26 protein-coding genes and 1 pseudogene are annotated in these 24969 nt (G+C 62.1%); 16 read left to right on the top strand and 11 right to left on the bottom strand.

The features are described 5' to 3' along the window. Positions 1-528 precede the first annotated feature (528 nt). From AB1286_RS19145 to AB1286_RS19105, 9 genes are all read left to right on the top strand, one after another. Complete coding sequence (locus AB1286_RS19145) at positions 529-2595, top strand: FUSC family protein (protein ID WP_430364739.1); 2067 nt, start codon at positions 529-531, stop codon at positions 2593-2595. Then, entirely contained in the window at positions 2592-2816 is a 225-nt protein-coding gene (locus tag AB1286_RS19140; RefSeq protein WP_430364738.1) for a DUF1656 domain-containing protein, read from the top strand. Before AB1286_RS19145 ends, AB1286_RS19140 begins: the two co-directional genes overlap by 4 nt. A 1-nt stretch (position 2817) precedes the next feature. After that, the gene (locus AB1286_RS19135; protein WP_430364737.1) at positions 2818-3717 is read left to right on the top strand and encodes an efflux RND transporter periplasmic adaptor subunit; all 900 of its coding nucleotides are present in this window, start codon (positions 2818-2820) and stop codon (positions 3715-3717) included. Further along, the gene (locus tag AB1286_RS19130; RefSeq protein ID WP_430364736.1) at positions 3711-5138 is read left to right on the top strand and encodes an efflux transporter outer membrane subunit; all 1428 of its coding nucleotides are present in this window, start codon (positions 3711-3713) and stop codon (positions 5136-5138) included. Before AB1286_RS19135 ends, AB1286_RS19130 begins: the two co-directional genes overlap by 7 nt. Before the next feature lie 143 nt (positions 5139-5281). Next, positions 5282-6229, top strand: coding sequence for a transcriptional regulator CynR (cynR, locus tag AB1286_RS19125; protein ID WP_430364735.1), 948 nt, complete (start codon positions 5282-5284; stop codon positions 6227-6229). A gap of 320 nt (positions 6230-6549) precedes the next feature. Beyond that, positions 6550-6849, top strand: coding sequence for a hypothetical protein (locus tag AB1286_RS19120; protein WP_430364734.1), 300 nt, complete (start codon positions 6550-6552; stop codon positions 6847-6849). A 176-nt stretch (positions 6850-7025) separates the two neighbouring features. Then, positions 7026-7949, top strand: coding sequence for a LysR substrate-binding domain-containing protein (locus tag AB1286_RS19115; protein ID WP_430365123.1), 924 nt, complete (start codon positions 7026-7028; stop codon positions 7947-7949). Positions 7950-8198: 249 nt separating this feature from the next. Then, a complete protein-coding gene (locus AB1286_RS19110) occupies positions 8199-9338 on the top strand; it encodes a porin (protein ID WP_430364733.1) in 1140 nt (379 codons plus the stop codon). Positions 9339-9474: 136 nt separating this feature from the next. Next, positions 9475-9789, top strand: coding sequence for a DUF4148 domain-containing protein (locus tag AB1286_RS19105; protein ID WP_430364732.1), 315 nt, complete (start codon positions 9475-9477; stop codon positions 9787-9789). Between the two features lie 22 nt (positions 9790-9811). Here the strand turns inward: AB1286_RS19105 and AB1286_RS19100 are convergent. From AB1286_RS19100 to AB1286_RS19075, 6 genes and pseudogenes are all read right to left on the bottom strand, one after another. Next, a pseudogene (locus AB1286_RS19100) lies at positions 9812-10156 on the bottom strand (CopD family protein); the annotation flags it as partial. Positions 10157-10178: 22 nt separating this feature from the next. Then, on the bottom strand, positions 10179-10526 hold the full coding sequence (locus AB1286_RS19095; protein WP_430364731.1) for a copper-binding protein: 348 nt from the start codon (positions 10524-10526) through the stop codon (positions 10179-10181). 72 nt (positions 10527-10598) lie between these two features. Further along, positions 10599-11894, bottom strand: coding sequence for a multicopper oxidase family protein (locus AB1286_RS19090; protein ID WP_430365122.1), 1296 nt, complete (start codon positions 11892-11894; stop codon positions 10599-10601). A gap of 2 nt (positions 11895-11896) precedes the next feature. Next, entirely contained in the window at positions 11897-13327 is a 1431-nt protein-coding gene (locus AB1286_RS19085) for a TolC family protein (RefSeq protein ID WP_430364730.1), read from the bottom strand. Beyond that, positions 13324-13629 carry a hypothetical protein gene (locus tag AB1286_RS19080; RefSeq protein ID WP_430364729.1) on the bottom strand — a complete coding sequence of 102 codons (306 nt, stop codon included), beginning with the start codon at positions 13627-13629 and terminating at the stop codon, positions 13324-13326. The genes AB1286_RS19085 and AB1286_RS19080 overlap by 4 nt, the downstream gene beginning before the upstream one ends. 91 nt (positions 13630-13720) lie before the next feature. Then, positions 13721-14113, bottom strand: a complete 393-nt coding sequence (locus AB1286_RS19075) for a hypothetical protein (protein ID WP_430364728.1) — start codon at positions 14111-14113, stop codon at positions 13721-13723. An 85-nt stretch (positions 14114-14198) separates the two neighbouring features. Between AB1286_RS19075 and ppk2 the strand changes: the two genes are divergently transcribed. The 5 genes from ppk2 (at position 14199) to AB1286_RS19050 (ending at position 19666) form a co-directional block, all read left to right on the top strand. Then, positions 14199-15041 carry a polyphosphate kinase 2 gene (gene ppk2 / locus AB1286_RS19070; RefSeq protein WP_430364727.1) on the top strand — a complete coding sequence of 281 codons (843 nt, stop codon included), beginning with the start codon at positions 14199-14201 and terminating at the stop codon, positions 15039-15041. 203 nt (positions 15042-15244) lie between these two features. Next, complete coding sequence (gene ahpC, locus AB1286_RS19065) at positions 15245-15808, top strand: alkyl hydroperoxide reductase subunit C (RefSeq protein ID WP_430364726.1); 564 nt, start codon at positions 15245-15247, stop codon at positions 15806-15808. A 101-nt stretch (positions 15809-15909) separates the two neighbouring features. Then, positions 15910-17508 (top strand): alkyl hydroperoxide reductase subunit F, encoded by a 1599-nt coding sequence (gene ahpF / locus AB1286_RS19060; protein WP_430364725.1) that lies wholly within the window; start codon positions 15910-15912, stop codon positions 17506-17508. Positions 17509-17957: 449 nt separating this feature from the next. Then, positions 17958-19025 carry a peptidoglycan DD-metalloendopeptidase family protein gene (locus AB1286_RS19055; RefSeq protein WP_430364724.1) on the top strand — a complete coding sequence of 356 codons (1068 nt, stop codon included), beginning with the start codon at positions 17958-17960 and terminating at the stop codon, positions 19023-19025. A 353-nt stretch (positions 19026-19378) separates the two neighbouring features. Continuing rightward, a complete protein-coding gene (locus AB1286_RS19050) occupies positions 19379-19666 on the top strand; it encodes a hypothetical protein (RefSeq protein WP_430364723.1) in 288 nt (95 codons plus the stop codon). Between the two features lie 98 nt (positions 19667-19764). Here AB1286_RS19050 and AB1286_RS19045 read toward each other — a convergent pair whose 3' ends face one another. After that, positions 19765-21417, bottom strand: coding sequence for an NAD(P)/FAD-dependent oxidoreductase (locus AB1286_RS19045; RefSeq protein ID WP_430364722.1), 1653 nt, complete (start codon positions 21415-21417; stop codon positions 19765-19767). A 139-nt stretch (positions 21418-21556) separates the two neighbouring features. Further along, positions 21557-22021 carry a RidA family protein gene (locus AB1286_RS19040; protein WP_430364721.1) on the bottom strand — a complete coding sequence of 155 codons (465 nt, stop codon included), beginning with the start codon at positions 22019-22021 and terminating at the stop codon, positions 21557-21559. Positions 22022-22354: 333 nt separating this feature from the next. On the opposite strand from AB1286_RS19040, the gene AB1286_RS19035 reads away from it, so the two are divergent. Next, positions 22355-23008, top strand: a complete 654-nt coding sequence (locus tag AB1286_RS19035; RefSeq protein ID WP_430364720.1) for a hypothetical protein — start codon at positions 22355-22357, stop codon at positions 23006-23008. Here the strand turns inward: AB1286_RS19035 and AB1286_RS19030 are convergent. Beyond that, a complete protein-coding gene (locus AB1286_RS19030; RefSeq protein ID WP_430365121.1) occupies positions 23005-23469 on the bottom strand; it encodes an aromatic amino acid lyase in 465 nt (154 codons plus the stop codon). The two genes, AB1286_RS19035 and AB1286_RS19030, sit on opposite strands and share 4 nt — an antisense overlap. Positions 23470-23552: 83 nt before the next feature. Between AB1286_RS19030 and AB1286_RS19025 the strand changes: the two genes are divergently transcribed. After that, positions 23553-23963: a hypothetical protein gene (locus tag AB1286_RS19025; RefSeq protein ID WP_430364719.1), complete on the top strand. Its 411-nt coding sequence runs from the start codon at positions 23553-23555 to the stop codon at positions 23961-23963. Here the strand turns inward: AB1286_RS19025 and AB1286_RS19020 are convergent. Both AB1286_RS19020 and AB1286_RS19015 read right to left on the bottom strand, forming a co-directional pair. Beyond that, entirely contained in the window at positions 23937-24227 is a 291-nt protein-coding gene (locus tag AB1286_RS19020) for an addiction module antidote protein (RefSeq protein WP_430364718.1), read from the bottom strand. The genes AB1286_RS19025 and AB1286_RS19020 overlap by 27 nt on opposite strands. A 1-nt stretch (position 24228) precedes the next feature. Next, a complete protein-coding gene (locus tag AB1286_RS19015) occupies positions 24229-24477 on the bottom strand; it encodes a type II toxin-antitoxin system RelE/ParE family toxin (RefSeq protein WP_430364717.1) in 249 nt (82 codons plus the stop codon). Between the last annotated feature and the right edge of the window lie 492 nt (positions 24478-24969).

Raw genomic sequence — 24969 nt, 5'->3', positions numbered from 1 at the left:
TGACGCGCGGCTGCTCGAAAACGAGCAGCCGCCGCCGAGACTCCCCGCCATTCCCACATCCCCCCGTCCCCGCACGCGAGCATGCACGCTAGCGTCAACGCTTAGCGCCTCTCGCCACGCACCGGTCGCTCAAGCACCCGACCTGCCCGAATTGCCTTCGATAAGCGAAACCGATCGACCCTGTCGAAAATCCGTCTTGGACGCGAGACGCTCGCCCAGGCAAAATTTCGGTCTCGCAATCGAATAAAACCCTGATCCTTGATACGACTTGCCGCGCCCTCGGTTTCGAACCGGCGTACGCGGTTAAGTCCGCGAACAACAAAGGAAAAGGTGCGCACTCGTGCTTGAAATACCCGCTGGAATCGCCTCTCGCGTGTGGGACTTTTTTGCCACACGGCCCACTCCCCTCCGCCGCGACGTGCGTCGCGAGCCGGCGAAGCTCGACACGAAGCGTGGCTGTCTTTCTCCGACCTACCCGCATGGCAGCCGCAGCGCCATCGGTTTGCCGTGTCTTCAAAGGAATTCGACGTGTCGCATGCTTCAATCGCGCCGCTCCGCTCGCGCGATCCCTTCTCGCTCGACTATAGAAAGCTGTGCTTCTCGATCAGCACGTTCATCGCCGCGGCACTCGTGCTGTTGATCTCGTTCGCGTTCAGCCTGCCTCGCCCGTGGTGGGCGCTGCTTACGGTGTACGTCACGGCACAACCGATGGCGGGCGTCTATCGTCCGAAGGTCCTCTATCGCCTTGCCGGCATTGCCGCGGGGGCGATGGTGACGATCGTCGTCGCACCCAACTTGCAAAACTCCCCCTTGCTGCTCGTGGTGTGCCTCGCGCTATGGATCGGGTTTTGCATCTATCTCGCCGTTCTCGATCGCACGCCGCGGGCGTTCCTTTTCCAAATGGCCGCGTTCAGCTCCGCCGTCATTTGCTTTCCGTACCTCGACGATCCGTCCAATATCTTCATCACGGCGACTTCGCGCGTCGAGGAAATGACGGTGGCCATCCTATGCGTGACGGTCACCCACATGCTCTTGCAGCCCGCCAGCGTACGCCCCGTCATTCACGAGCGCGCGTTGTCGTTTCTCGACGATGCGTGCCGTTGGACCGCGCAAGCGTTCGGCACGCATCACACGCGGCTCGAACACGAGCATCGCCGCAAGCTGGCCGCCGACGTCGTCGAACTCGGCATGATCGCCGTGAACCTGCCGTTCGATCAGCGCTTCGCACGAGCCACGCGAGAGACCGTCACGGCGCTTCAGCATCAGCTCGCGGCGTTGCTTCCGATCGCATCGGCCGCCGCGAATCGGCTCGACATGTTGCGCTCCCTCGATGCCGTGGATGCCGAAACCAGCGCGTTGATCGACGCGCTGATCGCCGATCTGCGCGCCTCGCAAGAAGTCGGCGACGCGCTCGACGTCGATCTCGCCCGCTGCTGCCGAGCGCTGGCCGCCGAGCGCCTGCGTTCTCCCACGTGGGCATCGCTGCTCACCGCCAACCTGCTCGATAGAACGGCGCACTTCATCGATACGCTGCATGCCGCGCGCGCACTCGTGCGAACGTTCGGCGATAGCGATGCCGAGCTCGAACGGCACCGCGAACTCGTCGGCGACGTTCGCCGATTCCCGCTCGCGCGCGATCACGGCGTGGCACTGCTCGCGGGCGCCGCGACCGCATCGGCCATCGTCATCTACTGCGCGGTCTGGATTCTGCTCGCTTGGCCGAGCGGCTCGGCAACGGCCGCGTTCGCCGCGCTCGTCACCTGCTCGTTCGCGGCGCAGGACGACCCCGCGCCCGCGATCGGCCGGTACCTGCTCGCCACGCTCATGACGTTTCCGCTCGCCGCGCTCTATCTGTTCGCGATTCTGCCGCGCGTCGACGGGGCGGCCATGCTGATCCTCACGCTCGCCCCCGCTTTTCTGTGGATGGGCTACATCCAAGCCGATCCCGCCCGTACCGCGCGGGCGTTGCCGATGTTTTCGTGCTTCATCGTCGCGATGGGTTTTCTCGATCGTTTCGACGCGGACTTTGCCGGCTTCATCAACACGGGGCTCGCGCAAGTCGGCGGCATCGTTACCACGCTCGTCGTCACCAAGCTATTTCGCTCGGCCAGCGCGCGCTGGAGCGCCTACCGCATCGTGCGTCGCAATTGGGCCGAGCTCGCGCGTCTGGCCGATCCGCGCGTACCGCTCGATGCTCACGCATGGACCGCGCGTGCCGTCGACCGGCTCGGGCAAGTCGCGTCCCGCGTCGCGCTCGCCGATCCCGGAGACGCACTGCATGCGGTCGACGGCCTCAGCGATCTTCGTATCGGTCGCAACATCATCGCACTACGACAACGCGTCGATCGCGGCAGCGTGCGCACACGCGAGGCGATCGAGCATGCGCTCGAAAACGTATCGACACTCTATCGCGCTCGAGCCGACGCCTCGCTTCCCGTACCCGCCCAAGCCCCGCTGCTGGGCGCGCTCGACCGCGCGATTCATGCCGCGACGCACGATGCGGCCGGGCGCGACGACCACACGCTGCTCGCGCTCGTGGGCATGCGATGCAATCTCTTCCCCCACGTTCAACGAGTCGAAGGCACCACGCGATGATCGAGGAAATCCACGTTTTCGGCATCTATATGCCGTCTGCGCTCGCCTGGGCCGTCGCGGCCCTGGTCATGACCTTCCTGCTGCGCGGCGTGTTGCTTCGCCTGCCGCTGCGTCTATTGCTATGGCAACCCGCGCTGCTCGAATTGGCGACGTTCTTCCTCCTTTGGCTCGGCATCGCACGCCTGGCCGACGCTTTTCTCCCTCGCGGGATCCTCTCCTGACATGACGCGAACTATCCCCCTGCTGCGCACTTGTCTCACAGGCGCAATCCTCCTTGCGATCGTCGGTGCGATCTACGCCCTATGGGTGCGCTATCAGATCGAGCCGCTCACGCGCGACGGCAAGGTCCGCGCGGATGTCGTGCCGATCGCACCGGACGTCGGCGGCTTCGTCACCGACGTGCGCGTGCACGACAATCAGAAAGTCACGAAGGGACAGGTCTTGCTCATGATCGATCCGTCGCGCTATCGAATCGCGCTCGAACACACCGAAGCCGAACTCGCTAGCCAACAGGCCGATCTCGACGAAGCCGTACGCGAAGATCGGCGCAATCGCGCGCTACCCGATGTCGTCGCAACGGAATCGATCGAGCAAGGTACGACCCGCGTCGAGAAGCTGCGCGCCGCCGTTGCAACCGCCCGCGCCGCACGCGATCTCGCGGCGCTGAACCTCGAGCGCACGAAGGTGCGCGCGCCCGTCGACGGCACGGTGACGAACGTCGGCTTGCTGCCCGGGGTGTACTTGAACGCAGGCTCGGGCGCCATGGCGCTCGTGAACGATCGGTCGTTGCGCGTCGAAGGGTATTTCGAGGAGACCAAGCTGCCCGCGATTCATATCGGCGATCCGGCCAGCATCTATCTGATGGGTATCGCAAGCGAGATCCGCGGGCATGTGCAGAGCATCGCGGGCGGCGTCGAGGACCGCGAGCGCGCGGGCGGCGATGCGCAACTCGCGAACGTGAATCCCGCGTTCACCTGGGTGCGGCTCGCGCAGCGCATCCCGGTGCGCGTCGTCATCGATTCGATCCCAGCCGGCGTGCGGCTCGTGCCGGGCCAAACCGCATCGGTCGAGATTCATGCTCGCGCGGGCGACGTCACGCTGCGCCGGAGCCTGCCATGGTAAGCGCCGCGACGAAGCGCGCCGCTAGCGCGCTGAGCGTTGCCCTCGCCGCGTGCGCGCCCGTCGGCCCCAACTACCGGATCGCGCCGAACGCACTCATCAATGCACCGGCCGCCAACGGACCGTTCGTTGCCGCCTCGTCGGCCACCTCGTCGGCCACGTCGAGCGAGACACCGCCCGATCGCTGGTGGCGGCTTTACAACGATCCCACGCTCGATACGCTCGTCGCGCGCGCGCTCGCGGACAATATCGAGCTCAAGGTCGCTCAAGCGAATCTCGAACGTAGCGACGAGCTGCTGGAAGGCGCGCGCACGGCCCGAGAACCGAGCATTGCGGCCGATGCATCGACGAACTACACGCAACAATCCGCGCAATCCGTCCTGTCGCACGTCGAGCCGCCGCGGCACGAGATCTATAACATCGGCTTCGCGGCGAGCTACGATCTCGATCTATTCGGCGCAATACGACGCGGCATCGAAGCCGCATCCGCCGACCGTGAGACCGTACTCGCGGCACGCGATCTCGTCCGCGTCAACGTCGCGGCACAAGTAACGCTCGCCTATGCCGATCTGTGCAACGCAGGCAACGAGCTCGATGTCGTCCGGCGCGCGATCGCCGTGCAACAGCGCAGGCTTGCGCTCACGCGCGAACTCGTCGCGCACGGACGCGCACCGTCGTTCGAGCAGCAGCGCGACGAAGGCGCCGTCGCGAGCAGCCACGCACAGCTCGCGCCGTTGCAAGCGAGCAGGCTGAATGCCGCGTTTCGCCTGGCCACGCTCATGGGACAGCCTCCGGAAAATTACGATCGCGCACTGCTTGCTTGCCACACGCCGCCCATGCTGTCCGCCCCGCTTCCCACGGGCGACGGCCGCGCATTGCTGAAGCGCCGCCCCGATGTGCGCGCGGCCGAACGCAGGTTGGCCGCGGCGACCGCACGCATCGGCGTGGAAACGGCAGCGCTTTATCCCGACATCAAAATCGGTGCGAGCATCGGATCGACGGGCGGTGCGGCGAGCTTCGCGACTCCGCTCACGAACCGGTTCGCGATCGGCCCCATGGTGACTTGGGATTTGCATCGCAGTGCGATACGCGCGCGCATCGCCGCCGCCGAAGCGACGAGCCGCGCCGACCTCGCGCAGTTCGATGCGACCGTGCTCACGGCGCTGCGCGAAACGGAATCGGCGCTCGAAACCTATGCGGGCACGCTCGACCGGCTCCAGCAGCTCGAAGCGTCGCGCGACGCCGCGCGCGCAGTGATGGCGCATACCGACGCGCTCGTACACGGCGGAAAAGCCGGCGGGCTCGTTGCGCTCGACGCCGAGCGTAGCTGGCTTTCCGCCGAAGCCGCCGTCGCCGGCGCGCAACGCGACCTCAACCACGAACAAATCGCAACATTCCTAGCACTTGGAGGCGGCTGGCAGTGACAGAATCGGACATGATGACAGTACAACTCGCGAAGTTTTATGATCACCGGTGCGACGCCGCGAACGGTCCATCGGACCGGGGCGCCGTCGATGCACCGGTAAGCACGCCGGACCCGTATGCCCCGCGACCTCTCCGGCGAACCATGAAGCCCACGCAACGCAACCCACTTCTTCGCAACATCAACTATCTGCTCGCGGTGGACGAGCACCGCAACTTCACGCGCGCGGCCGAAGCGCTGAGCATCTCGCAGTCGGCCTTGTCGCAGAAGGTCCGTCAGCTCGAGGACGAGCTGGGCGCTCAGCTCTTCGACCGTAGCGGGCGCGTGGTTCAACTGACCGACTTCGGCAGCGTCTATCTGGACTTCGCGCGCCGCGCGCATAGCGATCTGCTCACCGCGCAGCGCGCGCTGAACGATGTGCACGACCTATCGCGCGGGCAATTGCGGATCGGATTCACACCGACCTTTACCGAATATCTGATCGCGCCCGTGATCGAACATTTCCACGAGCAATATCCGGGCGTCGTCATCGAGATGACGGAGATGTCGCTCGATGCGGTGGAAACGGCGCTATGCGACGATCAGGTGGATCTCGCATTCGGGTTCGTCGACGTCCGCTCCGATGACATCGAAGCGCAAACGCTGTTCACGGAGCGCTTGATGCTCGTGGTCGGCGATCGGCATCCGCTGACCGCCTTGCACGATCCGATCACGCCGAGCCAACTCGCACAAACGCCGCTTGCCCTACTCACGACAAGCTTCGTTTCGCGTTTCTATATCGACAGCTACTTCCAGTCGTACGCGATGGAACCCAATGTCGCGCTGCAAGCGAACTCGATCAGCGCAGTCCTCAAAGTCGTACGGCGCGGCAAGATCGCGACGATCCTGCCCGGCACTATCGCGTTCGAGCATCGCGACTTGAAATACATCCCGCTCGATCCGCCCTTCCCCGTTCGAACCGTCGCGCTATTGCGGCGCAAGGGCGCCTACCGCACCGTCGCCTCGACAGCCTTTTCCGAAAGCGTGCTTGCGCTGCTCAAGAACGGCAGCTTATCGCCGCTGCGTACGATGACGAATCGCGACGCTTCATAAGCAAGCAGCGGCGAAACAACAATTATTCTCAATAAAATATAAAAAGATGATCGCTTTGACTTATCGCTTTTATCGGAAATTCGCCTTGGAAACGATCGCCAATTGCCTTCATTATTTCATTGTCGATTGACGTTGAATCGATTGCACCAAACGCCAGCCTTACGGCCATCGACCCTGCGCTAGACGCCTCCTCCCGCAGCTTCGCCGACCGCACCCGACCCACGAGCGGGTGCCCTCGCTCGGCCTTCGAACAGGCGCTTGGATTATTCGACGATGAATCGATTTAAATAGCGATTCGATTAATTAACCGGAAATTCAAAATGTTCAAACAAACTCTCGTAAGCGTCGCCATTGTACTCGCCGCACTCTCCGGCATTTCCACGCATGCATCCGCCGCGCAAGCTCAGCCGGCCGCGACGGCCGAATCGAACGTTACCGATACGGCTTATACGGCACAACTGGCCGCCCGTTCGAACGCAACCGACGGCGGCCTCGCTCACACCGCGCCTGCGGCCAAGGCCCTCGCGCCTATCGGCAATGGATCGGCCGGCCGCAACGTACCGGCCGATCCGCAATGCGTTGGGCCGGTTAGCTTCTGCACCCCGTACTTCGGCAGCTAATCCCGCTTCCGCCGCACGCCGCTTCGCATCCCTGAGCGGCACTTTCGATGCGGGCGCGACGACGTGCCTCACCTCGCTCGTTTGCGCGGCAGGTCGAGCGCCCAGCAACCGCCGCGCCCGCCTTGTACCACGTACATTACTTGTCGAGCGTCACCGTGAATCATCTATTCAGTGCGATGCGGGTCTTTCTCAAGGTTGCCGAGACGCACCACTTCTCGCATGCCGCAGAGCAGTTGAACCTCTCGCCGTCGATGGTGACGCGCTATGTCGGCGATCTTGAAACGCGCCTCGGCGTCAAACTCTTGCAACGCTCGACGCGCAAGACCGTCCTTACCGAGGTCGGCATGCGCTACGCCGAAAGCTGCCGAACGCTACTCGCCAATCTCGACGAAATCGAATCGCGCGCGACGCAAGAATCGGCCAGGATCGCGGGCCATCTGCATATCGTCGCGCTCGCCAGCATCACCTCGCCGGAGCTCGCCGGGTTGTTCGCGGAATATCAGTCGCGCCACCCGGACGTCTCGCTACATATCACGCAGACCGAATCGGAAGTCGATCTGCTCGGGGGCGGCTTCGATGTCGGCATCCTCGCCGATACGATGATCACGTCGCTCTCGCTCGTTTCGCGCACGCTCGCCCATGCGCCGCTCGTTGCCGTCGCGTCGCCCGGGTACCTCATGCAGGCGCGCACGCCTACCCGGCCGACCGATCTTGCACGTCATCGTATCGTCGGACTGGCGACCGGGGCGCGATCCTATCGATGGATGGATAAGCACAATAAGGTCGATACGATTCAACTCGATACCCCGATCACCGTGAACAACGCCGTGATGCAGCGTCAACTCGCGCTCGCGGGCAGCGGTATCGCACTGCTGCCCGAGTACCTCGTGGCCAACGATCTGCGCATCGGCACATTGATGCGTGTACTGGGCGAGTATCGAATCGCGAACGACGGCGTCACGATATCGCTCGTCTATCCGGGCCGAGAATTCCTGCCCGGCAAGGTGCGCGCGTTCGTCGATTTGGCCTGCGCTCGCTTCAAGCTTCCGCTGATCTCGGCGCCGCGCGCCGTCGGCATGAAGGATGTGAGCCTCGCCTAAGCAGTAGCAGTATCCGTCGCCGCGCGTTGCGATCGCGCGACAGCGATCGCCGTCGCGTTTCACAACGTCGATGCGCGGCGCTTTCGATGCCCTCTCCCCACGGCATCCACGCTCGCTTGTGTCAGTTTTTTGAAATCACTGCGCTCAATCTTGCAATGACGTTGCCTACCCGCACGCTCGTCATTGCTATGCCTGCGTTCCTATACTTGCGCCGCATTTTCATCACAGCCCACACGCAGGAGCTCTTTCGTGAAAAAACGTCTTTTCGCCGGCGCGGCCGCGGCGCTCTTCATCCCGCTCGCTCACGCACAAAGTTCGGTCACACTCTATGGCCTCATCGACACCGGCATCATGTACACCCACAACGCGGGCGGCGCCGCACAATGGCGCATGACGAGCGGCACGATCAACGGCAGCCGCTTCGGCTTGCGCGGCATCGAAGATCTAGGCGGCGGCATGAACGCACTGTTCGTGCTCGAGAACGGCTTTAACGCGAACAACGGCACGCTCGGTCAGGACGGCAAAATGTTCGGCCGGCATGCCTATATGGGATTGAGCGGCCATCGTTACGGCACGCTAACGTTCGGCCGCCAGTACGACACGATGGTCGACTTCGTCGCGCCGCTATCGGCAACCGCAGGCGAGTTCGGCGACACCGACTTCGCCCACCCCTTCGACAACGACAACTTGAACCATTCGCTGCGCATCGACAACTCGGTCAAGTACACGAGCGCAAACTACGCGGGCTTGAAGTTCGGCGCGCTGTACGGATTCTCGAACGCGGCAAACTTCGCCGCGAATCGTGCGTACAGCCTCGCCGCGAGCTACGGCAGCGGCCCGCTCAAGCTCGCCGGCGCCTATCTGCAAATCGACGGCTCGAAGGGCACCACGAGCGCGAGCCCGGGCGCCGTGGATGCGATGGAAGCGAAAGGTCTCAATCAAGGCGGCTGGTCGGCCGGGTCGGCCGTTATGCGCTCGTTCGGCGGCGGGATCAGCTATTCGCTCGGCTCCGCTACCGTCGCTTTCGTCTACACCCACTCGCAATACGACGGTGCCGATTCGTTCGGCGCGACGGGACCGATGCACTTCGACAACTACGACGCGAACGTACGCTGGACTGCCACGCCGGCCGTCAGTATCGGCGCGGCCTATGTCTATACCGACGGCCACGTGTCGAATCCGGACGGCAACCACGGCGCCGATCCGAAGTGGCAGCAGATCGATTTGCAAGCGATTTATAAGCTCTCGCGCGCCACCGATCTCTATGCGGAGGCGATGTATCAGCACGCGTCCGGGCGCGGCTACGTTGCGTTCGTCAACGGCTCGGGCGGCGCATCGAGTACGCCGAACCAGATCGTCGCAACGGTTGGGATGCGTACGCGCTTTTGAGCCGTACGCGCGGGCGCTTCCTCCGTGAAAAACAACTCGCCAAGAATTGGGATGTTTCGAGAGCGAGCCCGTCCGTAGACTTCAAACAACGGTTCGCACCATGCCCGAGCCGCTACGAACAACCCTTGAGGACACCGTGAAATCCATCGTCGCCACCGCTACCGTCGCCGTTTTGCTCGCCGCTCCCACACTGTCGTTCGCGCAATCGTCGCATTCGCCGCTCACGCGCGCCCAGGTGATCCAGGAATTGGAGGACCTTGAGTCCGTCGGCTACAACCCGGCGCTCGGCGACGGCGACAACTATCCCGAAGATATCGCCGCCGCGCAGGAACGGCTTGCCGCAAAGCGACTGGCCGAACAACGCAACGCGCAGGCTGCCTACGGTTCGGACGGAGCAACCCATGCCGATGCCGGCGCGCCCGCGGCCGTCGCGACTCAAGCCGCGCATTGACGGCAACGCGGACGCTTCCCGATTACGTCGTTCCCGGCAGCGGGCTCGAGGCGAGCACCGCCGCCACCGTCAACACGCCGAGCAAGATCGCCGATTCGACGTGAAGCACAGCGCCGAATCGACGCAGCGGCCCGAGCGATGTTACCGGCGAACGCTTGCGCAAGGCCGCCAACAGCTTCGGCATTTCGAAGAAGCGGTTATGCCCGCCGAGCGCAGCGGCAGCGAGTACGAGACCGAGCTTGAGCAGCAGAACCTGCCCGTACGTCGAACTCCATAAGTTCGCGGGCGTGCCGACGCCTCTCGATCCGTTGTACGCCCCCGTCAGAAACAAGACGATCAAAGCGTAGGTGGAAGCATCGGAGAGCGCGTTCCCGCCGCGTGACGTCGCGTCACTGCTTTTGCAGCTTCACGACCGTCAGGGCGCCGCCCACTTCCTCGGCGACGAAATCGATCTTATCGCCCGCCTTGACCTGCGCAAGCATCGCCGGGTCTTTCACCTTAAAAACCATCGTCATCCCTTCCATGCCGAGGTTTTCGAGCGGGCCGTGTTTGATCGTCAGCTTGCCGGCCGCGGCATCCACCTTCTTGATTTCGCCGTGCGACATGCTGTCCTTCGACTCGGTCCCCTGCTTCGCGCCGGCGCTCATATCCATGTTGTCCATATCGCCGGCTGCATACGAGACGCTCGACATCGCCAGCGCACAACCCATCGCGATCGCTACGAGTGCTTTGTTCATCGTGTTTTCTCCAGAGTTGACGTAGTTGAAATTGAATCGATGGCCGAGCCGAGCCCGGCCTAAGTACATAGATCAGCTATCCGGGAGCTCGCCCGTGTATTCGTACGCGACCGTCCCCTTCGGGTGCTTGTACCAACCGGGATCGCGGTAGTCGTTCCGCCCGAGGCCCTGCCGGACTTTGACGACCGTAAACATGCCGCCCATTTCGAGCGGGCCGAACGGGCCGGTGCCGGTCATCATCGGCAGCGTGTTGTCGGGCAACGGCATCTCCATTTCACCCATCGCCCCGCCCGTGCTGCCCATCGCCATATAGTCCGGAATCAACTTTTCGATGCGCTTGGCGAGATCCTTTTGCGGCACGCCGATCAGATTCGGCACTTGATGGCCCATCGCATTCATCGTGTGGTGCGACTTATGGCAATGGAACGCCCAGTCGCCGGGACGGTCCGCCGTGAACTCGATCGCGCGCATCTGCCCGACCGCGACATCGGTCGTGACCTCCGGCCAACGCGCGGAGGGTGCGATCCATCCGCCGTCCGTCCCCGCCACTTCGAAGCTATAGCCGTGCAAATGGATCGGATGATTCGTCATCGTCAGATTGCCGAAACGAATCCGCACGCGGTCGCCCGCGCGAACCGGCAAGGGATCGATACCGGGGAATACACGCGAATTGAACGTCCACATATTGAAGTCCGTCATTTCGTTGACGCGCGGCGTGTACGTTCCGGGATCGATGTCGTAGGCGGCGAGCAGAAAAACGAAGTCACGGTCGACCGGCATGACGCCGCGATCCTTCGGATGGACGATGAACGAGCCCATCATGCCCATCGCCATCTGCACCATCTCGTCGGCGTGCGGGTGATACATGAACGTGCCGTGCCGCTCGAGCGCGAACCCGTAGACGAACGTCTTGCCCGGAGGAATCTGCGGCTGCGTGAGGCCGCCAACCCCATCCATGCCGCTCGGCAACGGCATGCCGTGCCAATGAACGGTCGTATGCTCGGGCAGCTTGTTCGTGACGAAGATGCGGACTTTATCGCCCTCGACGGCCTCGATGGTCGGCCCCGGCGATTGTCCGTTGTAGCCCCACAGATTGGCCTTCATGCCGGGCGCCATCTCGCGCACGACCGGTTCGGCTATCAAGTGAAACTCTTTCCAGCCGTTCTTCATGCGCCACGGCAACGTCCAGCCGTTGAGCGTCGCGACCGGTGTGTATGGCCGGCCGTTGGGCGGCACGAGCGGGGGTTGCGTACCGGCGCCGTCCATGGTCGGCGCCTCGGGCAGCGATGCGGCGCCGGCCTTGCTGACCATTGCCGCGCCCAGGAGCGCGGCACCGGAGCCGCTAAGAAATTGTCGACGGGACACCATGTTCATTGACCTTCGGAATGCGTTGATGCCGCTTGCGGCGAGGGGGCCGCCGGCGCTTGCGTCGCACCGGGAGGAGGGAGATGACCGCCGAGGGCTTGCTCGAGATCCGTCTGCGCCAGCCAATAGCGCTTTTGTGCCTCGATATAACGGTTGACCGCACCCGCCTGCTCGCGCGAATCGGCGAGCAAGTCGAAGACGCTGGCGAGCATGCCGTTGTAGCGCAGCAGCATTTCGTCGGAGATCGTTTTGCGAAGCGGCACGACGTCGTCGCGATAGTGCTTTGCCACGTCGTAGCCGATCACGTAAGCGGAATACGATTCGCGCACGTCCGAGCGCGCGTCGATGGCCGTTTGCGCGAGCCGATCGACCGACTGCATGTAGATCGCTTGCGCCCGCGCGACCTTCGCGCTGCCCCAATCGAAGATCGGGATCTCGACGCTGATTTCGAAGCCCGGTTCATGGCCCTTGTCGGTCTCGTAGTTGTTCAAATAGCCGAGCTCAAGTGCATTGACGAAGCGCGTGGCGCGAGTCAGCCCCAACGACGCCGCGACCCCTTGCGTTTGCAGCTTTGCCGCTTGAATGTCGAGACGGTTCTCCATCGCATACCGTTCCAAGTCTTTCAGATCGGGGCGATCCTTCGGCAAATCGGGCAAGCGATTCGGCAGCGTGTAGCGCGTATCGTCGCCCCATAGGCCCATCGTTCGCGTCAGTTTTTCGCGTGCGACCACCGCTTCTTGCTGCGCCTGCGCGAGTTCGGCGACCGATTCCGTGTAGAAGGCCTGCTCTCGTGCGTAATCGAGCTTGCTGAAATTGCCCGCTTGACGCATGCGCGACGCCAACTCGGCGCCAGCCTCGGCCGAATCGCGTACTTGCCGCGCGTAGTCGGCCGCTTGCTGCGCCGCGACCGCCTCGATATATGCGCGGCGCGCGTCGGCCGCGACCTTGAGCATGGCGTCGGCCGTCTCGAGCTTCGTCCGCTCGAAGCGGCGCTTCTCGATATGCGTGGCTAGCGGCAAGGTCAAGATGCCAAGGACATCGGCCGAGATCGTTCTGCCGATGTTCAAGTCGCCGTTGCTCGCATGAGTACGGCTGAAGGTGAATCCGGGATTGGGGAGCCGGCCGGCTTGGACGAGATCGGCTTCGGATAACCCCAGCTCGGCGTAGGAAGCTTGCAGGCCGCGGTTGTTGAGTAGCGCGACTTGCACGGCATCGTCCATCGTCAGGGGCTCGGCGAGTATGGCCTGCGTTCGCTTAGCCACCGCATCGCGGTCGGCATCGGTTTTAACGAAGACCGCATCTTGGCCCAGCCGCTCTTTGGCGGTAGCGGAGACCGCATTGAAGCCGCCGTCCTTCGAAAAGGTCGTGCAGCCGGCGAGCAAAGCGATAACGGCGATGCCCGCCGTTATTCTCGCGGAATCGAATCGTCGCTTCATGGCGTGGTGGCTCCGCGCTTCGAGTGGTTGGAGTGGTTTAAGTGAGGGACGGCGGGCGGCTGAGCACCGCCTTCGTGCGTCATGCCGTGCATGGACGGCTTGCTCCGGACCGCCTGGTTCAATTGCTGCCAACTCGGGTTATCCGAGTCGCTATAAGGGCGATAGCCGTCGAAGGCCGAAGGAACGGCGGTTGTGGGCACCACGGCCGCCGCGTCCGCGGGATCGGCCATTAAAGCCACCGCATGCGCGAGCGCCGGCAGGACAACCGCCGCGCCGAGCAGCGCTGCTGATATCAGTCGCATAGATGTTCTCGTCGTGCGTCATCTGGCGAGTCCATACAGGACCGCCAAAGCGAATACCGGATCGCAGCGGGTCATCCGCCGCGATGGGGAATTAGACGAGGGTGTGGCGAGGAGGACGGTCGATGCCGCCGGTCAAAAACGACACGACACCGGCGGAAGGCGGAATACGAATGGCAACGAGGATGTTGGCCATGGAAATCGCAACGGCGGGAGCGGCCGGCAGGCCGGCGCCGATACAGCAAGACACGCAGGTCGAACAGGCATGCAGATGACGGCTGCCGTCGTGGTGATGCGCATCGCCCGCGGATGTCGCGGTCCGCATGTCGTGATGATGTTCGGATGCGCTAGAGTCGAGGTGCAGGACTGCACTTTCACCCGCATCCGCCAATACGGCCGCGCATGTCATCGAGACGGCCGCGTACGACTGAACCGGAAGGCTCAGTATCAGCAGCACGACGATGAAGATTCTGCGGCAATATGACATGGCTGGGGAGTCTAGCACGATCGCATGAAGCATCGAAGCGCATACTGATTCTTCGACAGGCAAACCGAGACGGGCGGAGCTTACGATGAGCCACAAAACGAAAGCGGTGCGCGCGCCCGCTCATTCCCATCGCGCCGTGAGCGACGGATCGACGTCCACGCATGAAGCACTGTCGCACGACGTATACGAGAGTCAATTGCACGAGCTTCAGATCGAACTCGTCAAGCTGCAACGCCACTTGATTCGCTGCAAGGACAAGATTCTCGTGCTGCTCGAGGGACGCGACGCGGCAGGCAAGGACGGCACGATCAAACGCATCGTCGAACACCTGAGCCCGCGCGACACGCGGGTCGTCGCGCTTGGGCGCCCGTCGGATCGAGACCTCGGCGCCTGGTATTTCCAGCGATTCGTTCCCCATCTGCCCGTGGCCGAAGAGCTCGTTCTCTTCAATCGAAGCTGGTATAACCGGGCCGGCGTCGAGCGCGTCATGGGATTTTGCACGCCCAAGCAAGTCGAAGAATTTTTACAATCGGCGCCGCGGTTCGAAGCGATGCTCGTCGACTCGGGCATCCGGCTGCTCAAGTATTACCTCGACATTTCTCGAGCGGAACAATCGGAGCGGCTGGAGGCGCGCAAGCGCGATCCGCTCAAACAGTGGAAAATCAGCCCGATCGACGAAGTAGCCGTCAAACACTGGCGCGCTTATTCGAAGGCGCGCGATACGATGCTGCTACGCACGCACACGCCGTTGGCCCCGTGGCACATCGTGCGGGCCGACGACAAAAAGCTCGCGCGCCTGAATTTGATACGCGACATCCTTGCCAGGCTCGACTACGACGACAAGGATGAAACGCTTGTGCGCCCCGATCCGTCTATCGTGTTCGAGTTCGCGCCGGCCGCGCTCGATGCGGGGCTCCTCGCGAAGTAGACCGATCGGTCAGCGTCGCCGCCCGCCTTCGCGCTTCACCCCTCGGGCCGCTTGAGCGGCCCCGCCTACCCGCGGCTATGACGCCGTTAGGCTCACGCTATCGCTTAGATAGCGACTATCGAATTGCAATTTCCAAAAGATTTCGTCAATATAGAGTCCATCACACGAATTGTTCCACCCAACCCACTGTTCGAGGAAACTTCATGTCGCTCATCAACACCCAAGTCCAACCGTTCAAGGCACAAGCGTTCCACAACGGCAAGTTCGTTGAGGTCACGGAACAGTCGCTCCTGGGCAAGTGGTCGGTTTTGATTTTCATGCCGGCTGCATTCACGTTCAACTGCCCGACCGAAGTCGAAGATGCGGCGGAAAACTACGCCGAATTCCAAAAGGCCGGCGCTGAAGTCTATATCGTCACGACCGACACGCACTTCTCGCACAAGGTGTGGCACGAAACGTCGGAAGCCGTGGGCAAGGCGAAGTTCCCGCTCGTCGGCGACCCGACGCATCAACTGACCAACGCCTTCGGCGTGCACATCCCGGAAGAAGGCCTGGCGCTGCGCGGCACCTTCATCATCAACCCGGAAGGCACGATCAAGACGCTGGAAGTGCATGACAACGCGATCGCTCGCGACGTCTCCGAAACGCTGCGCAAGCTGAAGGCAGCGCAATTCGTCGCCGCCAACCCCGGCCAAGTCTGCCCGGCCAAGTGGAAGGAAGGCGCGAAGACGCTGACCCCGTCGCTCGACCTCGTCGGCAAGATCTAAGCCTCACGCCTCACCGTCAGTTGTCATGACGCGCCGGCCGGGTACTTCCCGGCCGGCACTGAAGCAACACGTTCGTCACTTTTCAAGCATCGAGGATCATTATGTTGGACGACAGCCTCAAGGGCCAATTGCAGGCCTATTTGCAGCGTGTGAACCAGCCGTTCGAACTCGTGGCATCGCTGGACGAGCAAGCGAGCTCGCGCGAACTCGAAGAACTGCTCCGGACCATCGCCGAGCTGTCCGACAAGATCACGGTGCGCACCGACGGCACCGATGCGCGCAAGCCGTCGTTCAGCCTGAACCGTGCAGGCGGCGAGCAAAGCCTTCGCTTTGCGGCCATTCCGCTCGGTCACGAATTCACTTCGCTCGTACTCGCCCTGCTCTGGACCGGCGGCCATCCGCCGAAGGTCGAGCCGGAGCTCATCGAGCAAATCAAAGCCCTCGACGGTGACTACAACTTCGAGGTCTACATGTCGCTGTCGTGCCACAACTGCCCGGACGTCGTCCAGGCGTTGAGCCTGATGGCCGTGCTGAACCCGCGCGTCAAGACCGTCGTGATCGACGGCGCGATGTTCCAAAAGGAAGTGGACGAGCGCCAGATCATGGCCGTCCCCAGCGTGTATCTGAATGGCGAGATGTTCGGCGCCGGACGCATGGAGCTCGCGGAAATCGTCGCCAAGCTCGACACCGGATCCGCACAGCGCGAGGCCGCTAAGCTCGATGCCAAGGACGCTTTCGACGTGCTGATCGTCGGCGGCGGTCCGGCCGGATCGGCAGCGGCGGTCTATGCGGCGCGCAAGGGCATCGATACGGGCATCGCCGTGGAACGCATGGGCGGCCAAGTCAACGACACGCTCTCGATCGAGAATTACATCTCGGTACTCGAAACCGACGGCCCGAAGTTCTCGGCGGCCCTCGAAGCGCAAGTGCGTCATTACGGCGTCGACATCATGTCGCAGCAACGCGCCGTCGAACTTATTCCGGCCTCGCAGCCCGGCGGTCTCGTGAGTGTGCGGATGGAAAACGGCGGCACGCTCAAGAGCCGCAGCGTCATCATCTCGACCGGTGCCCGCTGGCGCAACGTCAACGTGCCGGGCGAGCAGGAGTACAAGAACAAGGGCGTGGCCTACTGCCCGCACTGCGACGGTCCGCTTTTCAAAGGCAAGCGCGTGGCGGTGATCGGCGGCGGCAACTCGGGCGTCGAAGCGGCAATCGATTTGGCGGGCGTCGTCGCGCACGTCACGTTGATCGAGTTCAACGACCAGCTCAAAGCCGATGCGGTCTTGGTCGCGAAGCTCGGTAGCCTGCCGAACGTAACGGTTCGAGTGAATGCGCAAACGACCGAAATCACGGGCGACGGCAACAAGGTCAACGGTCTGAGCTTCAAGGATCGAACGACCGGCGCGGAGCATACGATTGCGCTCGAAGGCGTGTTCGTGCAGATCGGCTTGGTGCCGAACACCGAATGGCTCAAGGGCACGGTGGAGTTGAGCCGGTTCGGCGAAATCGTCGTCGACGCCAAGGGGCAGACCAACGTCCCCGGCGTGTTCGGCGCGGGCGACTGCACGACGGTACCGTACAAGCAGATCGTGATCGCCGCGGGCGACGGCGCGAAGGCGGCATTGAGCGCGTTCGACTACCTGATCCGTACGCCCGAAGTGCAAGAGCCGGCTAAAGCTGCGAGCGCGGCCGAGGCTTAACCGTTAGAACCTTCCGCAGCGAATATGCCCCGGCTGAATGAGCGCCGGGGCTGTTCTTACGGTCGCTTGAGCGTCGAATAGCGACAATTTCGTAGTAAATGGGTCGTTGCTCGGCCTCGCGATGAATCGATCATTCCAGCCCTAAATCGTTCGAGCCTTTCTTAAGCTTCGCTTAAGTTTCGCTGTCTACGGTAGCCCTTCCCTCGGCTTCCCATGGCGATGCGCAGCTCGATGTCAGTTCAACGTTCCCCCGCCTGCGCATCGCGCCCCGCTTTCCGCATTCTCATGCACGTACAGCGCGAATAGCGGTTGCCGCTCTGCGCACAACCATCCGCGCAAACTTCGTTTGCCAAGCATCCGGGCCTGCGTGCCCGATGCAATCGCCGGCGACTCCGGCCCCGCCCCCGTACCCGTCGCCGCTCCGCTCACTGATTCTCCCGTTCTCGCTCATGGCTCTCTTTGCATCCGTCGTACCGACGACGCGCATCGGCAAAGCCGTACTCGCTTTTGCGCTGAGTTCAGCTTGCGCCGCTTTGGTCCTCTCACCGGGCAAGCCGGGTTCTCATCCGGACGACGACACGCCCGCTACCGACCGGCCCTCGCCCGCCGCACAAGATGCCGATGCACTTCGCGCGGCTCGACCGGACACGGCGTCGATTCCAGCCGCCATCTACAACGACGTCCCTACCGGCCGTTCACTGGGAAGCGGGGGTCCCGCTACGCCATCTGGTCCGTTCACCCGATCCGTCACGATCGATTCGAGTTTCGCCGATGCGATGCGGCGCCTAGGCGTCGATGAGAACATCACGGCCCTGCTCGTCCGCTCGTTCGCGGGACAAATCGATTTTCGCCACGACCTGCACAAGGGCGATACGATCAGTCTCGTGATGCCTCCCGCGCAAGCCGCGAGCGGCGCACAAGCCGCCGACGGCGTGCCGCTCGCCGTGCGCGTCGTACGCGGCGACACCGACCACGATTTGTTCCTGCATCGCGATCTGCAAGGCAAGCCGTTCTATTACACAGCCGAGGGCCGATCGGGCGCACCGGCGTTCGCGCGCTATCCGCTTGCATACACGCGGGTATCGTCTGATTTTTCCGCGCGCCGTCTCGACCCCGTCACGCATCAATGGCAAAGCCATGACGGCGTCGATCTGGCCGCACCGATCGGCACGCCCGTCCACGCCACCGCGCGCGGCACGATTTCGTACATTGGATGGGAGACCGGTTACGGCAAATTCGTCGTCATCGACAACGCGCCGCCCTATCAAACCGCATTCGCCCATTTGTCGCGGTTCGCGAAGGGGCTGCATCGAGGCTCTCGCGTGCGGCGCGGACAGGTGATCGGCTATGTCGGCCAGACCGGTTGGGCGACAGGTCCGCATTTGCACTATGAAGTGCGCGTTGCCGACGTGGCGCACAATCCGCTGACCGTTACGCTGCCCAACGACACCCGGTTGCACGGCGAAGAGCGCAAGCAATTCGCGCAGCACGCGGATCGTCTTGCCGCGCTGTTTTGAACGTCGAAGCGAAAGAATTTTTGTGTCGAATGTCGCATCGCCCGTCTGAATCGTCCGCGCTCGCAGACGTAGGCAGAGGGCCGCCACGCTTGCCAAAACGCGACTCTGCCTCGATTTCGCTCGGCGCTTTCAGATACAAACGGTAACGACGTCGTCGTCCCCTGTCCCTGCTTTCTCCGACAATGCCATCGCAGGCATTCGATTGGGAGCAATAGATGACACCGAAACGTTGGGCACTTTTCGCAGCCACTAGCATAGCCTTGGCCCTATCGCCGGTATCGTTCGCTGCTGGCGGCGGTGGTAATGGCGGAGGCGGAGGCGGTGGAGGATCCGGCGGTGGACATGGCGCGGGCATGGGCGCCGGGATGGGCAGCGGGATCGGAGGCACGAAAGGAAACTTCGGTGGCCTATCGGCGGGCCATATGAGCGCCGAAGGCCTGAAAAACTCCAACGGCCCGATCTCCGGCGATCGCGACAAGGGTCTCGCTCGCGCCGCGGATCGCTCCGATACGCAAGCCGACCGCACCGCCGATACCGATACCTCTAGTGCGAAATCGCACCGCCTGGGTAAGTCTTCGAAGACGAAAACGCGCCACCATAGCGTCATGCCCAAGACCGAAACGCCATCCGACGGCGGTTGATTCAGGCGACGCTTCTAAAGCGCGCAGCGAGCTGATACGGCTGCGTCCACACCGGATGTTGCGGACGCAGCCGACCGCATGCTTACTTAGTGCGGCGGTTAAGCTGCGGCACGTGCGCTCACGCGCTCGACGAGTGCCGCGGCAACAGCGTGAGCGGACAATACGCTGCCCTCTTGCCACCCGGGCAGATAGCTGATCTGGTCGCCGGCCAGATACAACGCTCCATCGGGTCGCGTGAGGACCGGATAGTGCTCCGCGCGGGCCGCGTCGCTCCAGACGGCCCAGCCGCCATCCGCATACGGAACCTGGGGCCAACACACCGATACGCCCTGTTTGACCTCGTTGCGATAGCGCGGATGAATCTGCTCGCCGCATTGCAAGGCGCCCTCGATTCGCTCGGGGAAGCTCATCGCCGCGTATCGCGTACCGACGCTATCGTCGCGGATATACGCCCCCATGACGATGCCCTTTCTGCCCATCAAAGCCCCCGAGGGGTACCACATCTGGCCGATGTCCTGATCGGTCCACGAAATGCCGCCATAGATGTGCAGATCTTCTTCCCAGAAGCGCCGGTCCGCTTGAAAGGCGACCTTGGCTGCCTGCGTGTAATGACAGCTTTGCATGGCGGCTTGGTGCGCCGGCGAAAAATCGTTCGGTACTTTGGCGAACGCTGGAAACGGCACCGTGGCGATGGCGAAATCGACTTCGAGCGCGCGTTCCTCTCCTTGGCTTCGATAGGTCACCCGCGCGCGATCGCCGAGCTTGCGCAGGCTGGTCACGGGACTGTCATAGCGAATGTGCTGGCCAACCCGCTTAACGAAAGCTTGAACGATGCGATCCATGCCGCCCACGGGCTGCAACATCGTTGCGGCTTGATTCCACTCTTCCGTGAAGCTCAGATTGGACTTAGCGAATTCGCTGCTCAACAAGTCATGCAACGACGCGCGAGGATTGAGCTCCCCGGCGACGAGGCCCGCGCCGGGCGTGACTCGATAGCCGGCCCGGCTCGCGCCCGGATACTGGTATTGGGCATCCAATTCCCCGTATCCCTTCAGCATGACGAGCAGCTTCTCCTTGTCTTCGTTGCTCAGCACGTCGTCGAGCGCCTGACGATTGACGGCCTTGGCCAGCAATTCGGACACCCAGCCGCGCGTACTGTGCACGAAGTAGCGATTTTCGACAGGGTTGCCGCCGAACGCGCGGCTTTCATAGATCAATGCGCCGCGGTTCTCGTTGACGAACACTTCAAGCGGCACGCCGAAGGCCTTGCAATACCCGATGATCGTTTGGTGGTGGTACGGAATGCGGGCCGGCCCCATGTTGGCGTAAAGGTGCGGCTCCTTATCCCAGCGCACTTCTTGCACACCACCGTATTCTTGCAGCCGGTCTCCTCCCCGGACGGTGTGGGACCGTCCGCCGGGACGAGCGCTTGCCTCGAGCACCGTGACCGAGAAGCCGAGGCGGCTCAATTCATACGCCAGCGTCAAACCGGTGATGCCGGCACCGACGATGGCCACCGAATGACCTTTCCCGACTTGATCGGATAGATCGTCAACGTGAGGAAGAAGCGTCGAGCGGCCGCTCGCATGGGCCGGCACATTCAATAACCCGAGGCCGGTCATTGCGGCATAAGTCGCTCCCGCACCGGCAACGCGACCTAGGTTTTCCAGGAATTCTCTGCGCCGATTGGCACGGGGCTGTTGCGCGTCCTCGGACGAGGATGCAGGGTTCTGACGGTCGTCTTTATGCATGCGAGTCTTCTTATTGAAAGTCGGCCGAATGCTCGATGACTCGGCGCGATACGACAGCGTAAGGGGCCGATGGAATGCGCTGTCGTGTGATTTTGAAGAGAACGGACCTGTCCGATTGAGTGCATCGGAAATGCAGCGTTTAGGCGTTACGTATTTCCACCATTGCTTCGATTTCGACTGCAAAACCCTTTGGCAACGATTTAACGCCTACCGCCGAGCGGGTATGCTGCCCGCGCCGGCCGAACACTTGGACCAATAAATCCGAGCAGCCATTGATGACTTCCGTATGTTCCGTAAAGTCATCTACCGCGTTGACCATCGCGAACACCTTGACGATTTGCTCCACTCGATCCAAGCTGCCTAGGGCCTCCTTGATCAAGGCAAGAAAATAAATACCGATATCTCGAGCGCAATCATTCGCCTCTTGCAGACTGACCTCTCTTCCTACTTTGGGAACGATATCGCCGGGCGATAGATTTCGCCGGGGCGCGCCCTTTCCCGAGAGGTAGAGATAGTTGCCGCTGATCAGGTAAGGCACAAAGCTGCCCGGCGGGGGAACGACGGGAGGCAGCTCGATGCCCAATTCTCGTAGCCTAGTGTCCATGACGATCAAAAAGAAATGGGTTAGCGCATTTCCTGCGCAGAGGAAATTACGTGGGAATGAGCGCGCGAATTGAGTGTTACCGAGGATTCCTACTAAACCCAAAGCGCATTCGCGATGGAATCGCAAACGGCTCGGCTGGTCAACTAGGAAAATACTTATTGCGACTTTTCTTCGACTTGACGCGCGTTAATAGAGACGTGGCGGTTACGGTAGTTGCTTGTGACGTCATCTCGATGTTTTTAATGAACGTATCGATCTGTATATGAAATAAGCGTTCGTCATATACCGGCTGCTCACAGGGATGCGCCTATCGCTTGGCATCCCCGAAGCCAAGTGCGCGCCACTGTCGAAGTCACTGAAAGCCGGTGGTATGCACCCTCGCCGTTCGGCACGGAAAGACTTCGTGTCCCGGCGTTTGCGATCAATCCCGAGGTCACGATCGCCGGAAAGCCCGCCATCGACTACCAGGTGACGCATACGATCCAATGCGCCGATTCGCTTCCTGCCCTTCAGGAACAGACCGAGGCTAAGCTCGCGTTCGCCCCATTACCCCCATTTGCTTGCATCACTTCGGCGGACATTACTCGAGTACTTCCTCGCTCGCGTTTTCAACATGCAACCGACGGCGTCGATTATTTCGAATATCGAGGCCATCTCGACGACGATATCGGGACGAATCTTTCGTTCCACTTCCGCGCCGGTGCGCCATGTGCGCTGAGTGCAACGATAGAACAAACGCAAAGCGCCGGCCTTCGCTTTCAACGTGCGTTGGAAAAACTTCGGCGCTGTGTCGACAAGGCCGATCGTCAGTTCTGCGCGGGACATGCTCCCTTTGGATGGGGAGACGGGGCTACGATCGATGCCATGGATCAGCACGCTCGCCAGTCTTGCGGCACCCTGAACCAGCTCTATCTTAGGGAGCCCCGCTCAGGCGAGCCGCCTCCCCCGAAGTCATCCTCCGCGTTCAAAAGGTCCCCTTGCGATTAGGGGTGGTACGCGCCAACAGGAGATGTCTTTATAACGACGGCTACGGCTTTTTTCACGGCGCCAGCGCCCCTAGCGCCACGCCCTAGCGGAAAATTGCACAGGGCCGGCGCGGCAATATCCAAGGCCTGTGCCGCGATTGGGATTTCGGCGCAGACCACCGCCTGCGCGTTCTCAACGACCGTGCGCGTACGTCGGGCCGCGAAGCAAGCGTTGCTGATGTGATCTTCCTGGTTTCCCTTGGCGGGCAGACTCGTCGCGCTCGCGGGACTGCAAAGTCCCATGTTTTCAAGCACGAGCCCAGTGCCCATGCTTTGAACAACGGCGAAACCCGTATTGATCCCGGGTTCCGTCGCAATCATGTTCCGAGGCAACCCATAGTTGCAGGCCGGGTCTATCAGTTGATTGTTTCGACGATCGCAGATTGCGCTCAGATCGGTCATGACAAGCGCCAACAGGTCCATCACCTGAGCCACGTACTGACCGTGGAAATGGCCGCACGAAACAATATCGTAGCAGCGAAGCGTCGGGGCTGCACCGCACGACGGTGCGCCGGCTGCTCGAAACGCTCGTAGATGAGGGCTGCGTGCGCCGCAGCACGTCCGGCGATAGTTTCCGGCTCGCGCTCGGCCTTCGTTGCCTGGCATGCGACGACGCCTATATTCGGAATCTTGTGCGCCAAACGCGAGAGGACGGCTTCGGCTCCAATCATGGCGATTGGTCCGAACAAAAGAAGATCGGTGCGCTCGCGGTGGCAGTCGGATCGAATGACCGCGTACTCGCAAGCCTCAATGTGATTTATCTGTCGAAAGCCATCGCCGCGAAAGAGGCAGTGAAGCGCTTTCTTCCTGAACTCAAACAGGCCGCCGAAGAGTTCACGCAAGCGCTTGCGGGACCTGATGCTCGTACGGCGCTTCGCGCTCGCGCCCACTCACGCGTGAGCAACCCTCGTGGTTAGTTCAAGGCCCAACGCTTTCAGCACCGCCAGCATCGTCTTTAACGTCGGGTTGCCTTGGTCGCTGAAGGAACGATACAGTTGCTCGCGTGAGAGCCCCGTTTGCCCTGCAATCTGCGCCATGCCCTTAGCGCGGGCTAACACCCCGAGCGCATGGGCGATGTAAGCCACATCGCTCGTCTCGAATGCCTCCGCCATGAATACCGCCATCGCTTCCTCATTACCTAAGTCCTCGGCAGGATCGTAGGTCGTTAGCTTTTCGGCCATCTCACTCTCCCAACTCATTTGCCAGGCGCTTTGCCGCCTCGATGTCTCTCGCTTGTTCGCTCTTCGTTCCACCGCACAACAACACGACGATCGTATTGCCCCGCCTCTGAAAGTACACGCGGTACCCCGGTCCATAGTGGATGCGTAACTCGCTGATCCCTTGCCCCACCGGCTGAGCATCACCAACATGGCCGAAGGCCAGGCGATCAAGCCTCGATGCGATCAGCGCTCGAACCCGCTCGTCCTTCAACCCCGCTCGCCATTTTCGAAACGTCTCCGTTTGCTTTAGCTCAATCGTTATCGAATGAATTGTATTTTAAAAACTACCCATTGAACAAACCCCGGCATCGCCCGCACCTAGTAGTCACGCTTCCTTATACCCATACACCGACCTGCGCAGCCGCGCTTGTTACCCCCGAGCGCTTGACGTAATCCGACACCAATAACCCCAAGCGCCCCTACCCTTACACACCATCTGTGCCTGGCTCTTATGGTCGACGTGATCCACCGGCAGGTTCGCGAGTTCGGCTGCGCGGTTCAAAAGGATGACGTGATTACCCACTAGCCACCGGAACCGTACCCTCACTGGCACGAGCCGCATATGTTGGCTGCGTTCCGGCAGCGGCTCGCCGTTTTGCTTGCGATATAGGAATAAGTAACGCTGATAGCGCTGACTCGTCACTTCTTGCGGGCGCGTCACGCCTCGCTCGTCGCACAATGTGTTGAACGGTGCAAATGGGTC

Source organism: Trinickia sp. NRRL B-1857 (assembly GCF_050470685.1).
In the GTDB taxonomy this organism is placed as follows: Bacteria; Pseudomonadota; Gammaproteobacteria; order Burkholderiales; family Burkholderiaceae; genus Trinickia.
This window is presented reverse-complemented; position numbering and strand designations above follow the sequence as displayed.

Coding starts and splice junctions, on each gene's coding strand:
- AB1286_RS19095 (WP_430364731.1), bottom strand. CDS start 10,526: ATGAACAAAGCACTCGTAGCGATCGCGATGGGTTGTGCGCTGGCGATG.
- ahpC (WP_430364726.1), top strand. CDS start 15,245: ATGTCGCTCATCAACACCCAAGTCCAACCGTTCAAGGCACAAGCGTTC.
- AB1286_RS19030 (WP_430365121.1), bottom strand. CDS start 23,469: ATGGACCTGTTGGCGCTTGTCATGACCGATCTGAGCGCAATCTGCGAT.
- ahpF (WP_430364725.1), top strand. CDS start 15,910: ATGTTGGACGACAGCCTCAAGGGCCAATTGCAGGCCTATTTGCAGCGT.
- AB1286_RS19055 (WP_430364724.1), top strand. CDS start 17,958: ATGGCTCTCTTTGCATCCGTCGTACCGACGACGCGCATCGGCAAAGCC.
- AB1286_RS19045 (WP_430364722.1), bottom strand. CDS start 21,417: ATGCATAAAGACGACCGTCAGAACCCTGCATCCTCGTCCGAGGACGCG.
- AB1286_RS19020 (WP_430364718.1), bottom strand. CDS start 24,227: ATGGCCGAAAAGCTAACGACCTACGATCCTGCCGAGGACTTAGGTAAT.
- AB1286_RS19120 (WP_430364734.1), top strand. CDS start 6,550: ATGTTCAAACAAACTCTCGTAAGCGTCGCCATTGTACTCGCCGCACTC.
- AB1286_RS19080 (WP_430364729.1), bottom strand. CDS start 13,629: ATGCGACTGATATCAGCAGCGCTGCTCGGCGCGGCGGTTGTCCTGCCG.
- AB1286_RS19085 (WP_430364730.1), bottom strand. CDS start 13,327: ATGAAGCGACGATTCGATTCCGCGAGAATAACGGCGGGCATCGCCGTT.
- AB1286_RS19040 (WP_430364721.1), bottom strand. CDS start 22,021: ATGGACACTAGGCTACGAGAATTGGGCATCGAGCTGCCTCCCGTCGTT.
- ppk2 (WP_430364727.1), top strand. CDS start 14,199: ATGAGCCACAAAACGAAAGCGGTGCGCGCGCCCGCTCATTCCCATCGC.
- cynR (WP_430364735.1), top strand. CDS start 5,282: ATGAAGCCCACGCAACGCAACCCACTTCTTCGCAACATCAACTATCTG.
- AB1286_RS19050 (WP_430364723.1), top strand. CDS start 19,379: ATGGGCGCCGGGATGGGCAGCGGGATCGGAGGCACGAAAGGAAACTTC.
- AB1286_RS19135 (WP_430364737.1), top strand. CDS start 2,818: ATGACGCGAACTATCCCCCTGCTGCGCACTTGTCTCACAGGCGCAATC.
- AB1286_RS19090 (WP_430365122.1), bottom strand. CDS start 11,894: ATGGTGTCCCGTCGACAATTTCTTAGCGGCTCCGGTGCCGCGCTCCTG.
- AB1286_RS19130 (WP_430364736.1), top strand. CDS start 3,711: ATGGTAAGCGCCGCGACGAAGCGCGCCGCTAGCGCGCTGAGCGTTGCC.
- AB1286_RS19140 (WP_430364738.1), top strand. CDS start 2,592: ATGATCGAGGAAATCCACGTTTTCGGCATCTATATGCCGTCTGCGCTC.
- AB1286_RS19075 (WP_430364728.1), bottom strand. CDS start 14,113: ATGTCATATTGCCGCAGAATCTTCATCGTCGTGCTGCTGATACTGAGC.
- AB1286_RS19115 (WP_430365123.1), top strand. CDS start 7,026: ATGCGGGTCTTTCTCAAGGTTGCCGAGACGCACCACTTCTCGCATGCC.